At 67.8% G+C, this 13197-nt stretch carries 11 protein-coding genes and 2 pseudogenes; 6 read left to right on the top strand and 7 right to left on the bottom strand.

The window, feature by feature from the left end:
- The first annotated feature begins 144 nt into the window (after positions 1-144).
- The 3 genes from ACQ86A_RS02500 (at position 145) to ACQ86A_RS02490 (ending at position 3333) form a co-directional block, all read left to right on the top strand.
- Positions 145-1041 carry a LysR family transcriptional regulator gene (locus tag ACQ86A_RS02500; protein ID WP_431279051.1) on the top strand — a complete coding sequence of 299 codons (897 nt, stop codon included), beginning with the start codon at positions 145-147 and terminating at the stop codon, positions 1039-1041.
- A gap of 25 nt (positions 1042-1066) precedes the next feature.
- Positions 1067-2683, top strand: coding sequence for a phytoene desaturase family protein (locus ACQ86A_RS02495; RefSeq protein ID WP_431279050.1), 1617 nt, complete (start codon positions 1067-1069; stop codon positions 2681-2683).
- Between the two features lie 77 nt (positions 2684-2760).
- On the top strand, positions 2761-3333 hold the full coding sequence (locus tag ACQ86A_RS02490; RefSeq protein ID WP_431279049.1) for an SRPBCC domain-containing protein: 573 nt from the start codon (positions 2761-2763) through the stop codon (positions 3331-3333).
- Between the two features lie 34 nt (positions 3334-3367).
- On the opposite strand, the gene ACQ86A_RS02485 is transcribed toward ACQ86A_RS02490, so the two are convergent.
- A complete protein-coding gene (locus tag ACQ86A_RS02485; RefSeq protein WP_431279048.1) occupies positions 3368-4336 on the bottom strand; it encodes a DNA-3-methyladenine glycosylase family protein in 969 nt (322 codons plus the stop codon).
- Positions 4337-4413: 77 nt separating this feature from the next.
- On the opposite strand from ACQ86A_RS02485, the gene ACQ86A_RS02480 reads away from it, so the two are divergent.
- Positions 4414-5784 (top strand): FAD-binding oxidoreductase, encoded by a 1371-nt coding sequence (locus ACQ86A_RS02480; RefSeq protein WP_431279047.1) that lies wholly within the window; start codon positions 4414-4416, stop codon positions 5782-5784.
- 60 nt (positions 5785-5844) lie between these two features.
- Here the strand turns inward: ACQ86A_RS02480 and ACQ86A_RS02475 are convergent, their stop codons facing one another.
- The 3 genes and pseudogenes from ACQ86A_RS02475 to ACQ86A_RS02465 form a co-directional block, all read right to left on the bottom strand.
- Positions 5845-6387 carry a thioesterase family protein gene (locus ACQ86A_RS02475; protein ID WP_431280354.1) on the bottom strand — a complete coding sequence of 181 codons (543 nt, stop codon included), beginning with the start codon at positions 6385-6387 and terminating at the stop codon, positions 5845-5847.
- Between the two features lie 143 nt (positions 6388-6530).
- Positions 6531-8305: pseudogene (gene menD, locus ACQ86A_RS02470) on the bottom strand (2-succinyl-5-enolpyruvyl-6-hydroxy-3-cyclohexene-1-carboxylic-acid synthase).
- Positions 8298-8654: a PLD nuclease N-terminal domain-containing protein gene (locus ACQ86A_RS02465; RefSeq protein WP_431279046.1), complete on the bottom strand. Its 357-nt coding sequence runs from the start codon at positions 8652-8654 to the stop codon at positions 8298-8300. Before ACQ86A_RS02465 ends, menD begins: the two are co-directional and overlap by 8 nt.
- Before the next feature lie 42 nt (positions 8655-8696).
- Here ACQ86A_RS02465 and ACQ86A_RS02460 point away from each other — a divergent pair, with 42 nt between their 5' ends.
- Positions 8697-9017, top strand: a complete 321-nt coding sequence (locus tag ACQ86A_RS02460; RefSeq protein WP_431279045.1) for a DUF4229 domain-containing protein — start codon at positions 8697-8699, stop codon at positions 9015-9017.
- A gap of 12 nt (positions 9018-9029) precedes the next feature.
- On the opposite strand, the gene ACQ86A_RS02455 is transcribed toward ACQ86A_RS02460, so the two are convergent.
- The 3 genes from ACQ86A_RS02455 to ACQ86A_RS02445 form a co-directional block, all read right to left on the bottom strand.
- Entirely contained in the window at positions 9030-10010 is a 981-nt protein-coding gene (locus ACQ86A_RS02455) for a 1,4-dihydroxy-2-naphthoate polyprenyltransferase (RefSeq protein WP_431279044.1), read from the bottom strand.
- A 118-nt stretch (positions 10011-10128) separates the two neighbouring features.
- The gene (locus tag ACQ86A_RS02450; RefSeq protein ID WP_431279043.1) at positions 10129-11214 is read right to left on the bottom strand and encodes an AMP-binding protein; all 1086 of its coding nucleotides are present in this window, start codon (positions 11212-11214) and stop codon (positions 10129-10131) included.
- A gap of 16 nt (positions 11215-11230) precedes the next feature.
- Entirely contained in the window at positions 11231-12142 is a 912-nt protein-coding gene (locus tag ACQ86A_RS02445; RefSeq protein ID WP_431279042.1) for a 1,4-dihydroxy-2-naphthoyl-CoA synthase, read from the bottom strand.
- Between the two features lie 56 nt (positions 12143-12198).
- Between ACQ86A_RS02445 and ACQ86A_RS02440 the strand changes: the two are divergent.
- A pseudogene (locus ACQ86A_RS02440) lies at positions 12199-13190 on the top strand (o-succinylbenzoate synthase).
- Positions 13191-13197: the final 7 nt, after the last annotated feature.

The raw sequence follows: 13197 nt of genomic DNA, 5'->3' as shown, positions 1-13197 counted from the left end.
CCTCGCTGTTCGGGGATGCTCCGGGCAGACCGGAAATGTGGAGAACTCGCTGCTGTGGATACAGTGTGAGGCTATTCTTCGGTTAGTAAAAGCGAATGTTTATGAACGGTATTGTTCGCTTAAACCGAATGATGAGGAGTCAGGATGCTCGACGTTCGCAAACTCCGCCTCCTCCGCGAGCTCAGCGTGCGCGGGACGGTAACCGGAGTCGCCGAGGCGCTCTCGTACAGTCCTTCCTCGGTCTCACAGCAACTTGCCGCCCTCGAGAAGGAGTCAGGAGTAAGCCTGCTCGTCAAGGTGGGCCGCCGCGTGCAGCTCACCCCGCAGGCCGAGATCCTCGTGCAGCACACCGCTGACATCCTGGACCTTCTCGACCAGGCGGAGGCCGACCTGGCCGCATCGCTGACGACCGTCACGGGCGTCGTGCGGATTGCCGTCTTCCAGTCGGCGGCGCACGCCGTGATCCCGAGTGCGTTGAGCATCCTGGCGGCCGAATACCCCGAACTGCGCGTAGAGGTCACCGAGCGCGAGCCCGAGCTGGGACTCTTCGAGGTCTCCGCGCGCGACTTCGACCTGGTCGTCGCCGAACAGTACCCGGGCAGCACCCGCGGTCTCCGAGCCGACCTCGACCGCATCGACCTCACGACCGACCCGATCCACCTCGCGACCTCGCTGGCACAGGATGCGCGGATCGCAGCGCATTCGTTGGCCGACGCCGCCGACCTCCCCTGGGTGATGGAGCCCGAAGGAACCGCCGCCCGCACCTGGGCCGTGCAGCTCTGCCGAGCTGCCGGTTTCGAGCCGGACGTGCGGTACGAGACCGCCGATCTGGTTGCGCACATCCGGCTCATCCGCTCGGGCAACGCCGTCGGCCTGCTCCCCGATCTCGTCTGGGCAGGTGACGAGCCGACCGTGCGCCTGATCGACCTGCCGGGGTCGCCGCAGCGCACGATCTTCACGTCCGCCCGACGTGCATCCGCGACCCGGCCAGGGGTGGTCGCCTGCCGGAATGCCCTGGCCAGGGCGGTCGCGAGCGTCTGACGCCCCGACGTCCTAGGCTCGGTTCATGACCGAAGCCTCCACCGACGCCACCCAGAGCACGGCCGACGCCACCCCCGAGCCGACCCACGACGTCGTCATCGTCGGCGGAGGACACAATGGACTCACTGCGGCCGCGTACCTCGCAAAGGCCGGCCTCAGCGTGATCGTCCTCGAGCGGTTGGGCGTGGTCGGTGGGGCGGCGGTGAGCGCGCAGGCCTTCGACGGGGTCGACGCGTGGTTGTCGCGCTACTCCTACCTGGTCAGCCTGCTCCCCCAGCGCATCATCGACGACCTCGGGCTCCGCATCACACTGGCCCGCCGCAGGTACTCCTCTTACACACCGGTTCCCGGCGATCCCGATGGCTTCGGTCTTCTCATCGATAACACCGACGCCGAGGCGACGGCCGCATCCTTCGCCAGAATCGGTGCCGCTGAAGACGCCGACTCCTTCGCCGACTTCTACGAGTCCACCACCGAGCTCGCCCGATCCCTCTGGCCGACCGTCACCGAGCCCTTGCTGACCCGCAGCGAAGCGAAGGCCCTGGTCAACGACGATGAGCTCTGGCAGGCGGTGTTCGAGCGCCCGATCGGCGAGCTCATCGAGTCGCGGCTCCACAACGACCTTGTGCGCGGCGTGGTGGCGACGGATGCACTGATCGGCACGTTCGCAAGCGTCGACGATCCCGATCTGCCGCAGAACCGCTGCTTCCTCTACCACGTCATCGGCGGCGGCACCGGTGACTGGGACGTACCGGTCGGGGGCATGGGAACAGTCACCACCGAGCTCGCCCGCGTCGCCCGCGATGCCGGAGCCCGGATCGTTACCGGCGCAGAAGTGACGAGCATCCGGCCCGATGGAACTGTCGACTACCGGCGCAAGAAGCACGACCGTCGCGTCGTCGGCCGTCACGTGCTCGCGAACGTCGCGCCTGAGGTGCTCGACCGCCTCCTCGGCGAACAGGATGCCCAACCCTCGCGCGCCAAGGCCGAAGGTGCGCAGGTCAAGGTGAATCTGCTCCTCAAACGCCTGCCGAAGCTCCGAGACTCCAGCGTCGACCCCGCAGCCGCGTTCGGCGGAACGTTCCACATCAACGAGACATACTCCCAGCTCGAGGATGCGTACGCCGGCGCCGTGCGCGGGGTCATGGCCGAGCTGCTCCCCTGCGAGATCTACTGCCACTCGCTCACCGATCCGAGCATCCTGGACCCCGATCTCGCGGCGAGCGGCGCACAGACTCTGACGGTTTTCGGTCTGCACACCCCCGACCGCTGGCTGAGCGAGGCGAACAACGACGCGACGCGCGAACGCCTGCAGAAGTCGGTGCTCGCATCCCTCAACTCGGTGCTGGCCGAACCCATCGAAGACCTACTGCTGACGGATGCGGAGGGCCGGCCCTGCATCGAGACCAAGACCACGCGCGACCTGGAGCTCGCCCTCAACATGCCGGGCGGCAACATCTTCCACGGTCCGCTCTCCTGGCCGTTCGCCGAGGACGACGATGACCTCGCGACCCCGGCACAGCGATGGGGCGTCGCGACGCGTCACCCGCGCATCCTCATCTGCGGGGCGGGCGCACGCCGCGGAGGAGCGGTCAGCGGCATCGGCGGGCACAACGCAGCCATGGCCGTGCTCGAATCCTGAGCTGAGAGCTCTCGCAGTGACAGCACTGCCGCATTCGAGCCGACGTGACTAGTCTGAAGGTCAGTGGGAGGTGCATCATGTTGCCACAACCGACAGGGCGGCTCGTCCGCAAAGATGACGGTGTCTACGTGGTCCTCGACAGGATCTTCAAGGCGCCTATCGAGGATGTCTGGTCGTATTTCTCCCGATCGCCCCGCCTCGCCGAATGGGTCGGCGAGTTCACCGGGACGCCGGCCACCGGTGCCGTCCGGTTCCGGATGAACGCCGAGGGCGACGAGACCGACTGGCAGAACGTCTCCATCATGGAATGCGTTGCGCCCCACAAGTTCGCGGCGGATGTCGGCCCTGCCGGCGACTCATGGCGCGTGTACTGGCACCTCACCGAGGCGAGCGGCCACACGACCGTGACGTTCGCCCAGCGACTCCGCTCGCTCACTGAAGAGGCGGAGGTCGGCGTCGGCTGGGACTACTACCTCGACCGGCTCGTCGCTGCCCGCGCGGGCAAGCCGATGCCGAATTGGGACGACTACTACCCGGCGATGCTCGAGCACTACGAGAACATCTGCCGCGAGGTCAACTCCGACGTGCGCGCCGAGCACGCCGCGGCGCACGCGGTCGATCGTGAGGCCACCGGCACGGACGGGCGCTGAGCGCCGCTCTGACCCGAATCGCGCATCCGTGTGCCTAGTGCCAGCGGTGCTCTTGCAGGGTGATGCGCGGTCCGCGACGCTCGAAGCGGTGTCCGGATGCGAGGATCAGCCTGATCACGCGCTGCCGGTGCCCGGTCCACGGCTCCAGGAGTTCGAGCATCCCGTCGTCGTCGACCCGACGCCCGATCAGCGCCTCGCCCACGTAGTGCGCGAGGTGGTAGTCGCCGACGCTGACCGCATCCGGGTCGGCGTGCGAGCGCTGCAGCGTCTCGGCTGCGGTCCACACCCCGATTCCTGGGACGGTCCGCAGCTTCTCGGCGGCAACGGCGAGAGTCTCCGCCGCATCCGTCGCGCGCTCGAGAGAACCCGCCACCGCCATCGCAGCGCCGACCGTTCGGGCCCGGCCGGGATCCACTCCCGCTCGGTGCCATTCCCACGACGGGATGCCGCGCCACTGCTCGACGGTCGGCACCGCTCGCAGCCCGTCCGGCGCCGGCCCGGGGGCGGGCTCACCGTACCAGCGAAGCAGTCGTGCCCACGACCGGTACGCCTCGAGGCTGGTCACCCGCTGTTCGATGACCGCGGGAACCAGAGCCTCCAACATCCGCCCGGTTCGCATCAACCGCAGACCCGCGTTGCGCCGGCGGCTCTCGTGCAGCAGGGGCGTGCCGCTCACATCCAGCCCGCTCCAGTCGTCGTCTCGGCCGAGCATCCCCGGCACGGCCTCGATCGCCCACTCAGCGCCCGGTCCCCAGGCTGCGGCCTCGATTTTGCCGTCGGCAGCCGGGTTCAGGATGCGCAGACTCGCCACCCCGTCCGGCGTGCGGAAGGCGCGCCACACCCCGCGCGCATCCCACTTCGTCGTCGGGTCGTGCGGACCGCGTCCGAGCAGGCCGAGCGTGCTCCGTACGTCGACGGGTTCGGCGGGCGAATACACCGTCGAAGCCTCGGGATGCGGCGATACCGGTACCGCGGAGGCGGCGGCGGGGATCGCGGTGCTCATGCAGGGAATGCTACGTCAGCCGTCTGATGTTCGGCCGGGCCTTCCCTCATGTCGGTAGGCTCCAATACCCTCGCCCCATGGGATCAGCACTCGAAAGCCGCGCGGTCGCGCACTTGCGCCTCGCCGTGTCCGGAACCGTCTACCTGCGAGGCGAAGAGGGCCTCGCAGCCGAAGTCGCCTGCTTCAACCCGACTGTCATCCACGACCCCGACGTCGTCGTCGCGGCCGTCACCGAGAACGATGTCGCTCAGGCGGTGACCTTTGCCGCGGAGAACGGGCTCGAGGTGCGCGTTCAGGCCACCGGCCACGGCTCGGAACTCCCGATCACCGACGGTCTGATCATCTCCACCCGCGGGCTGGACAGCCTTTCGATCGACCCGACCACTGCTCTCGCGCATATCGGCGCTGGGCTCCGCTGGGCACCGATCATCGAGGCGTCGGCCGATCTCGGGCTCGCCCCGATCACCGGTTCCTCCACGAGCGTGGGCGCCGTCGGCTACACGCTCGGTGGTGGTCTCGGACCCCTCGCCCGCAAGTACGGCTTCACGGCCGACTGGGTGCGGAGCTTCCGTGTCGTCACCGCCAACGCGGAGATCGTCACGGCTGACGACTCCACCAACCCCGAACTCTTCTGGGCGCTTCGAGGCGGCAAAGGCGGACTCGGCGTCGTCACCGAGATGACGCTCGAGCTCGTTCCGCTGCGCACGCTTTACGCAGGCAGCCTCTTCTTCGAGGGGGATGCCATCGAGCCCGCCTTCCGCGCATGGATCGATTGGTCCGCCACCCTGTCAGACGAGGCGACCACCTCGATCGTCTTCCTCCAGGTCCCCGACGTCGAGGGCGCGCCGCCGCCGCTACGCGGCCGGTTCGTGCTGAGCGTGCGATTCGCGTACCCGGGAAGCGCCACCGAGGGCGAAAAACTGATCGCGCCGCTCCGCGAGGCAGCACCCGTGTACCTCGACTTCGTCGGCGAGATGCCGACGACGGCCGTGGCGAGCATCCACAACGATCCTGAGGTCGGAACGCCGAGCTGGGTGCGCGGGCTCATGCTCGACTCTTTCGATCAGGCAGCGGGGCAGGCCATCCTCGACCTGGTGACACCCGCATCCGGCTCCCCGTTCGTCGCGGTCGAGATCCGGCAGATCGGTGGTGCCACGGCTCGCGACACCACTGACGGAACGTCAGTCGGCGGGCGTGAGAGCAGATACACCCTGTCCACGATTGCCGGCGATCCCTCAACCTTCGCCGAGCTTGCGCCTGCCCGCGCGGCTGAGATCACCGCAGCCCTTGCCGACAGAGTGTCGGAGACCACCAACGTGAACTGGTCGGTCGGCCTCATCGACAAGGCGGCCTTCGAGAAGACCTGGCCGCCCGCGATATTCGACAGACTTGCCGCGGCGCGCTCCGAGTGGGACCCGCGCGGCGTCTTCGCTTTCGGCCCCGAATAGCCGGGGGGTCGCGGCGTCAGTTGCGCGAGCAGTGTCACTTGCTCGAGCAGCGCCAATTGCTCAGCGCCAGACGCTGGGTGCGGCGGCTCGAGTCGACGGAAGGGCGGCATCCCCGCCCCACTCGAGCAGCCACTCGGGAACGGTGACGTCTGTCGGCGCGGGGCCGACGGCATCCAGCAGCTCTTGAATCGTCACGACACCGCCGCCTCGCTTGAGGAACCGGCCCCGGATGAACGCTTGCGTGTAGATCTCGCCATCGACGGTGAACCGCTGCTCGACATACACGGCCTTCTCATCGAAGCCCAGGATGCGCGACTCGACCACGAACGGCTGCCACAGTTCGAGCGACTTGCGAAACGAGATCGTCTCGGACGCGACGACCGGGTACCAGCCACGCTTCTTGAAGATCGCCCAGACGCCATTGCGGGTGAGCAGATCGAAACGCCCGATGTCCGCGATCGAGAGATATACGCCGTTGTTCATGTGCTTGAGAATGTCGAGGTCTGTCGGCACCACGCGAAATCTGGTGCGTGCCACATCCCAGTGGCCGAGCCGCGTCCCGAACCGCGAGATCAGCGCGTGAAGCATCGTTCGAAAGATCATGTGCACCCGGTCATGCTAGCCATCCGCCAACGACATCTCACTTCCGTTGTGAACAGCCTCCAAACCGCGCGCAGTGTCGCGCTGCCGGCGTTGTGGGTCCCCGCTGTGCCCGGTGAATGCCTCGCGCCTTTGCAGAGATGGAGCTAGCGGTCGAGCGGAACCTCGACGATGCTCACTCCGGCCGGCGGAGCCGAGAGCGCCTGATCGAGCTCGCCCTTGGTGCTCACCTTGCTGAAACTCCACTCGTATGCCGCGGCGAGCGCACGGATGTCGACGGCCTGGGGCGTGTAGAGCACTCGATCGAATGCCGATTCGGGAGCGGTCGCGGCTACTTCCAGCCCGTCGAAGATGGTTCCGCCGCCGTCGTTGCCGACGATCACCTGGAGGTGCGGGCGTGTCTCACCGGCGCCGAACAGCAGGGATCCGACGTCGTGCAACAGAGTCAGGTCCCCCAACAGCACGCGCGTCACGCCGGTCGCGGTTCCCGCTGCCTCTGCCGCACCCTGGCTGGCGAGCGCGATTCCGATCGCCGTCCCGATCGTTCCGTCGATTCCGGCGAGCCCACGGTTCGAGTGCACCCTGATCTTCTTGCCGGGAACGATACGGTCGGCGTCCCTGATGAGGCGCGATGCTCCGAGCACCAGACGATCGTGCGGCCAGGTGTATCGCCAGAGCGCCTCGGCGAGAAGCGGTCGCGTGATCGGTGCGCGCACGGCCGCGAGCTCCGCCTTCGCGAACGCCAGCGCATCCGCCGGCGCGAACGATCGTGCCTTGTCGACATCGGGAGCCACTGCGCCCGGATCGGCCTTTGCTTCGGCCGCGTCGACCAGCCGGCGGCTCGCGAACACCCAACTGCCGACCCACGCGCGCACCTCGGGCGAGCGCAGATCGACGGATGCGGGAGCGGTCACGCCACCGACGATCCGTGCCCGGTGTCCCGGGTTGTACGCCTGAGCTCCGTGCGGGGCCACGACGATGGTCTCGACGTCCGCTCGCTCGAGCAGCGCCGGAACCTCGCGGCTCAACGTGGGGTGGCCGAAGACCACCGCACGCTCGACGTTTCGGCCGAACGAGTCGTCGCTCATCAGTTCGCGGTACGCGACAACGAGGTTGGGGCCGAACCGCGCTCCGCTGGAGACCTCCGCGAGCAGGGGGTAGCCGCCCGCTCTGGCGAGTGCTTCGGCGTCCTCGCCGGCATCGGCACCGGCTATGACGACCGTTCGCGGTCCGTCCTCGAGCTGGATCGTGGTGCGGCCGAGCACCTCGGGAGCGGCGATCGGCGGGGTCACGGGGGTTCCACATCCGTGAGCGCGATCTCGGGAACGGCGACGGAGAGCGGCGCGCGCAACGCCACGTTGAGGTGCACGGGTCCCGGATCCGCGGAGTCCGCCCCGACCGCCGCGCGAACAGCGGCCACAGCCAGACGCGCCGCGGCCTCAGCTTCGCCATCGGAACCGTCTGGCGCCGGAACGTCGAGCTCCAGCCGCGGCGCCGCTCCGTACATCCCGTACTGCTGGGTGGTCTGGTTCGCGCGGATGCCGCGAAGTTCTGTCGGCCTGTCCGACGTGAGCACGATCATGGGGATCCCGGATTCGTGCGCCTCGAGCACGGCCGGGTGAAGATTTGCGGTCGCCGTTCCGCTCGTGGTGATCACGACGGCCGGAACCCCGCTCTCCCGGGCCAGCCCGAGCGCGAGGAATCCCGCAACGCGCTCATCGATGCGCACGTGCAGTCGTGCCGAGCCCGAGCGTTCCAGCTCGGCCGCGACGAGCGCGAGCGCCTGCGAGCGGGACCCCGGGCTGACGATCAGGTCGCGCACGCCGGCGCGGACGAGCCCGCTCAAGAGCGCGACAGCGTAGTCGGTGGCCGGGTTTCCCGTGCCGTTCTCCGCTCCGTGCGTCTGTGCGCCGTCAACCATCCCGGCGGCCGGTGGTGGGGTCGTCTGGTCCGTTGTCGTCGAGGTCGGAGAGCTCTTTTTCGAGCTGCCGGATGCGTTCTTCCTGGTCCCTGTCCTGGCCGAGGCGCTTCAGGAACTCGGGGTCGTCATCCGGAGCGACGGATCGACGCACACCCTGATTGCGGCGCCGGCCTCGGCCGATGAGGAACCAGAGCACGCCGCCGATGACGGGGAACAGGATGATGATGAGAAGCCAGACGGGCTTCGGGAGTCCGCGAACACGTGACCGGTCGAAAAAGGCGCAGTCAGCCACGGAATAGATGTAAAAGACCGCGGCAGCGACGCCGAGGACTATCCAGAGGCGAACCATAGGTCAATCGTAACTCTCAGAGTGTGTCTCTAAGCTGGGAGGGTGAAAGGCATTCCCTCCTGGGTCATCTATTCGGTGCTCCGGCTTCTCTTGTTCGCGGTTCCGCTCGCGATCCTTCTGATTCTTCGCATCGACTGGTGGATCGCCGTGATCGCGGCCGCGCTGATCGGTCTGTGCCTGTCGTACATCGTGCTGCGCAAGCCGAGGGATGCTGTAGCGCGCGACCTCTATGCCGTTCGCCACCGCACGACCCCGGTCACGAACGCCGACGACGACTCGGAGGACGCGGCGATCGACGCTGCAGCGGACGTCCACGTCGACGCCTCGACGGAAAAACCCTCCGCACCCGACACCAGATCCTGACGTCAGGTCGGCTTAGAAGACGAAGGCCGCGCCCAGCGCGATCGCCACGAGCAGCCCGGTCAGACTGGTCAGCTGCAGCGCCGTCACAAGTTCGCGCGGAGTCTTCGCGAACAGAGTGATCACGCATGCCGGGAGCGCCGCCAGCAGCGCGAAGAACCCGAGCCACGCGATCGGATAGAACAGAGCCAGCAGGGCGAGGATGCCGAACGGCACCAGCAGAAACACGCAGAACACGATGCGTGAAGCGACATTGCCGAGCAGTACCGCGAGCGTGCGCTTGCCCGCCGCCTTGTCGGGCTGGATGTCCCGGATGTTGTTGACCATCAGCACGGCGCAGGCGATCAGCCCCGCAACGACCGAACCGTACCAAGCCTCCTGATTGACGGTTCCGGAGAGCATGTACGTCGTTCCTGCCGTCGCCACGACGCCGAAGAACAGGAACACGAACACTTCGCCCAAACCGTAGTATCCGTATGGCCGTTTGCCGCCCGTGTAGAACCAGGCGGCCGCGATCGCCGCCGCACCGACCAGCAGAACCCACCAGTGCTGCGTGAGGAGAACGAGCACCAGGCCCGCCAGCGCGCCCAGCGCGAAGAAGACCAGGGCAACGGTCAGCACGCGACGGGGGGCGGCACGGCCGGAGCCGGTCAGCCGGCTCGGACCGACTCGGTACTGATCGGTGCCGCGCACTCCGTCGGAGTAGTCGTTCGCGTAGTTCACGCCGATCTGGAGGCAGACCGCCACCGCGAGGCAGAGCAGCGCTCGAATGGGGTGCCACACTCCGGCGCCGTCAACGATCTTCGCCGCACCGACGCCGATGATCACCGGAGCGATCGCCAGCGGAAGAGTGCGCAGTCGAGCGCCCGCGATCCAGTCGGACGCCGTGGCCGGCTTGACCTTCGCCTTCGGCGCTCCCGGCCGCCCACCCTTGCTGTTGCGTGCGCGTTGTTGCGCAGGCGTCATCCGTTGCATCCGGGGCTTGTTCTGACTCATCACAGTGCGAATTGTAACGACACCGGCTATGCGGTTCTTGGCGAATCGGGTGCGTCGCCGACGAGACGCGCGACGGCGACCCTGTCGGGCTTGCCGCTGCTCAACATCGGCAGACTCTTCAGCGCGACGATCCGGGCGGGAGCCGCGGCGCGCCCCAACCGGTCGGCAACGAACTCCCGCACCTCGGCGAGAGGCGAGCCGGCTCCGCGCCTTCGACCGCGACGACCGGCACCTGCCCCCATTCATCGTCGTCGACGGCGAGCACGATCGCGTTTCCGAACCCGTCGAGCATCCGCACGGACCTCTCGACCGAGTCGAGAAGCACTTTCTCGCCGCCCGAGATGATCACGTTGTCGGCGCGCCCCTCGACGACCACTCGTCCGTCAGCGGTCACCCGGCCGAGGTCGCCCGTTCGGTACCACCTCAGTCCGTCCGCTTCGTGAAAGGCGGCCGCGGTGCGCTCCGGATCCCCGATGTACCCCTCGGCGAGCACCGGGCCCCCGATCTCCAACCCGCCGTCGACCTCCCGCACGGTCGTGGCGCCGATCGGCAAACCGTCGTAGACGCACCCGCCCGCCGTCTCGCTGGACCCGTAGGTGCTCAGGATGCGCGCCCCCAGGCGCTCGGACCGCTCCCGAAGTGCCCCTGCCAGCGCTTGCCCACCGACGAGGATCCCGTCGAATCGTCGAAGGGCCGCCATCACGTCGGTCGCCCCTTCCTCGGCGGCGTCGACGAGCCTCGCCAGCTGAACCGGGACCAGCGAAACGAACCTCAGATCGTGAGTCAGTTGTGCGGCGAGCGCCGCGAACTGTACCGGATCGAAATGACCCCGTCCGTAATAGAGCGGTTCCGTCTGTGCCGCGATCGAGCGCACCAGCACTTGTGCTCCCGCAACATAGTGCGGCGGGAGCGCGAGGATCCACTGTCCCTGGCCTCCCATTGCCCCTGCGGATGCCGCAGCGCTCGCAAGCAGCGCATCCGCCGACAGAGCCACACGTTTCGGCACGCCGGTCGACCCCGACGTCTCGATCACTAACGCCACATTCTGCGCGACCGTCGCTCCCGGCTCCGGCCACGGCGCTCCCTTGCTCTCAGTGGACTCCCGTGGGACCACCGCTGGCCCGCCGCCGCCCAGGGCTTCGCGGAGCGCGAGGAACACCTCGGCGGGCCGGTCAGATCCGAGAACGCGAATCTTTCGAGTCATTCGAGCCCGACCATCCTCAGTACTGCCACGGGAACGGCGACCACTCCGGCTCCCGCTTCTCGAGGAACGAGTCGCGACCCTCGACGGCTTCATCCGTTCCGTAGGCAAGGCGGGTGGCCTCGCCCCCGAACACCTGCTGCCCGACCAGCCCGTCGTCGACCGCGTTGAACGCGAACTTCAGCATCCGGATAGCGGTCGGCGACTTGGTCAGGATCTCGTTGGCCCAGTCGAGCGCCGTGCTCTCGAGCTCCTCGTGAGGCACCACGGCGTTCACCGCCCCCATCTCATACGCTCGCTGCGCCGAGTATTCGCGTGCCAGGAAGAACACCTCGCGCGCGAACTTCTGCCCGATCTGGCGTGCGAAGTACGCACTGCCGTAGCCGGCGTCGAACGACCCGACATCCGCATCCGTCTGCTTGAACCGAGCGTGTTCGGCGCTCGCGATCGTGAGATCGCAGACCACGTGGAGCGAGTGGCCTCCGCCGGCAGCCCACCCGGGCACGACGGCGATCACCACCTTGGGCATGAACCGGATCAGCCGCTGCACCTCGAGAATATGCAGGCGGCCCCCGCGCGCCGCATCGATGCCCGTCGCGGTCTCGCCTTCCGAGTACTTGTATCCGTCGCGACCACGGATGCGCTGGTCGCCGCCCGAGCAGAACGCCCACCCGCCGTCTTTCGGGCTCGGCCCGTTGCCTGTAAGCAGCACGACCCCGATGCGCGGATTCGTGCGAGCGTCTTCGAGCGCTGCGTACAGCTCGTCCACGGTGTGCGGCCGGAAGGCATTGCGCACCTCCGGACGGTTGAACGCCACTCGGGCGACCCGCCCGGCCAGATCGTGGTGATAGGTGATGTCGGTCGCGCCCTCGAAGCCGGGAACCGCCCGCCATGCGCTCGCGTCGAAGATGTCTGAGACTGCCTTTGCCATGCCACCAGACTACGGTTCGCCGGTCCACGACGAACCGCGCGTGCCAGACTTGGGGAATGTTGCCCGAGCTTGCCGACCTGTGGAGGAACGCCCGCATCGTCGCGCTTCCGATGCGCACTCGCTTTCGTGGAATCACGGTGCGCGAGGCGGTGCTCTTCGAGGGGCCGCGGGGCTGGACGGAGTTCTCGCCCTTCGTGGAGTACTCCGATGAGGAATCGGCCGCCTGGTTGCACGCCGCAATCGACTTCGGCTGGCGGGAGAGCCCGACCCCCTGCGCGACCGCATCCCGGTCAATGCCACGATCCCGGCAGTCGCCGCGGAAGACGTCGCATCCATTCTCGACCGCTATCCCGGTGCCCGGACGGCCAAGGTGAAGGTGGCAGAGCCCGGCCAGACGCTCGCTGACGATATCGCGCGCGTTCGAGCGGTGCGCGATTATCTGGGACCGGAGGGACGCATCCGGATCGACGCCAACACGCTTTGGAATGTCGACGAGGCCGAACATGCGATCCACTCCCTCGCGCCGTTCGACCTGGAGTACGTCGAGCAGCCCTGCGCCACGATCGAGGAACTGTCGGAGATCCGGCGCCGCACCTCGTACATGGATGTCCCGATCGCGGCCGACGAGAGCGTCCGCAAGGCCGCCGACCCGCTGGCTGTGGCCCGCGCCGGAGCAGCAGACATCCTCATCGTCAAGGCTCAGCCCCTCGGCGGCATCCACTCGGCACTCCGCATCATCGAGGAAGCAGGCCTCCCGGTGGTCGTCTCGAGCGCCATCGACACCTCGGTCGGCATCGCGATGGGGGCGCACCTCGCCGCGAGCATCCCCTCGCTCGAGTTCGACTGCGGGCTCGGCACGGCGGCGATGTTCGACGACGACGTCACCGACGAACCGCTGCTTCCGGTCGACGGTTCGATCCCTGTCGTCCGTCCCGTGGTTTCGGTTGCGCGCCTCGATGCCCTGGCGGCCGACTCCGATCGCAGAGACTGGTGGCTCGACCGCATCCGTCGGTGCTACCGCATCGTCGAGCGGTCGACGGCGCTCTGACTTTTGC

The sequence above is a fragment of the Leifsonia poae genome, assembly GCF_050632195.1.
GTDB classification, from domain to species: Bacteria; Actinomycetota; Actinomycetes; order Actinomycetales; family Microbacteriaceae; genus Leifsonia; species Leifsonia poae_C.
Note: the sequence above shows the minus strand (reverse complement) of the source record. Positions and strands in the feature narration are given on the sequence as shown.

What these genes read in the sequence shown, in the direction of transcription:
- ACQ86A_RS02475 (WP_431280354.1), bottom strand. Translation starts at nt 6,387, where the DNA reads ATGATCTTTCGAACGATGCTTCACGCGCTGATCTCGCGGTTCGGGACG.
- ACQ86A_RS02485 (WP_431279048.1), bottom strand. Translation starts at nt 4,336, where the DNA reads ATGAGCACCGCGATCCCCGCCGCCGCCTCCGCGGTACCGGTATCGCCG.
- ACQ86A_RS02495 (WP_431279050.1), top strand. Translation starts at nt 1,067, where the DNA reads ATGACCGAAGCCTCCACCGACGCCACCCAGAGCACGGCCGACGCCACC.
- ACQ86A_RS02445 (WP_431279042.1), bottom strand. Translation starts at nt 12,142, where the DNA reads ATGGCAAAGGCAGTCTCAGACATCTTCGACGCGAGCGCATGGCGGGCG.
- ACQ86A_RS02455 (WP_431279044.1), bottom strand. Translation starts at nt 10,010, where the DNA reads ATGAGTCAGAACAAGCCCCGGATGCAACGGATGACGCCTGCGCAACAA.
- ACQ86A_RS02500 (WP_431279051.1), top strand. Translation starts at nt 145, where the DNA reads ATGCTCGACGTTCGCAAACTCCGCCTCCTCCGCGAGCTCAGCGTGCGC.
- ACQ86A_RS02465 (WP_431279046.1), bottom strand. Translation starts at nt 8,654, where the DNA reads ATGGTTCGCCTCTGGATAGTCCTCGGCGTCGCTGCCGCGGTCTTTTAC.
- ACQ86A_RS02480 (WP_431279047.1), top strand. Translation starts at nt 4,414, where the DNA reads ATGGGATCAGCACTCGAAAGCCGCGCGGTCGCGCACTTGCGCCTCGCC.
- ACQ86A_RS02490 (WP_431279049.1), top strand. Translation starts at nt 2,761, where the DNA reads ATGTTGCCACAACCGACAGGGCGGCTCGTCCGCAAAGATGACGGTGTC.
- ACQ86A_RS02450 (WP_431279043.1), bottom strand. Translation starts at nt 11,214, where the DNA reads ATGACTCGAAAGATTCGCGTTCTCGGATCTGACCGGCCCGCCGAGGTG.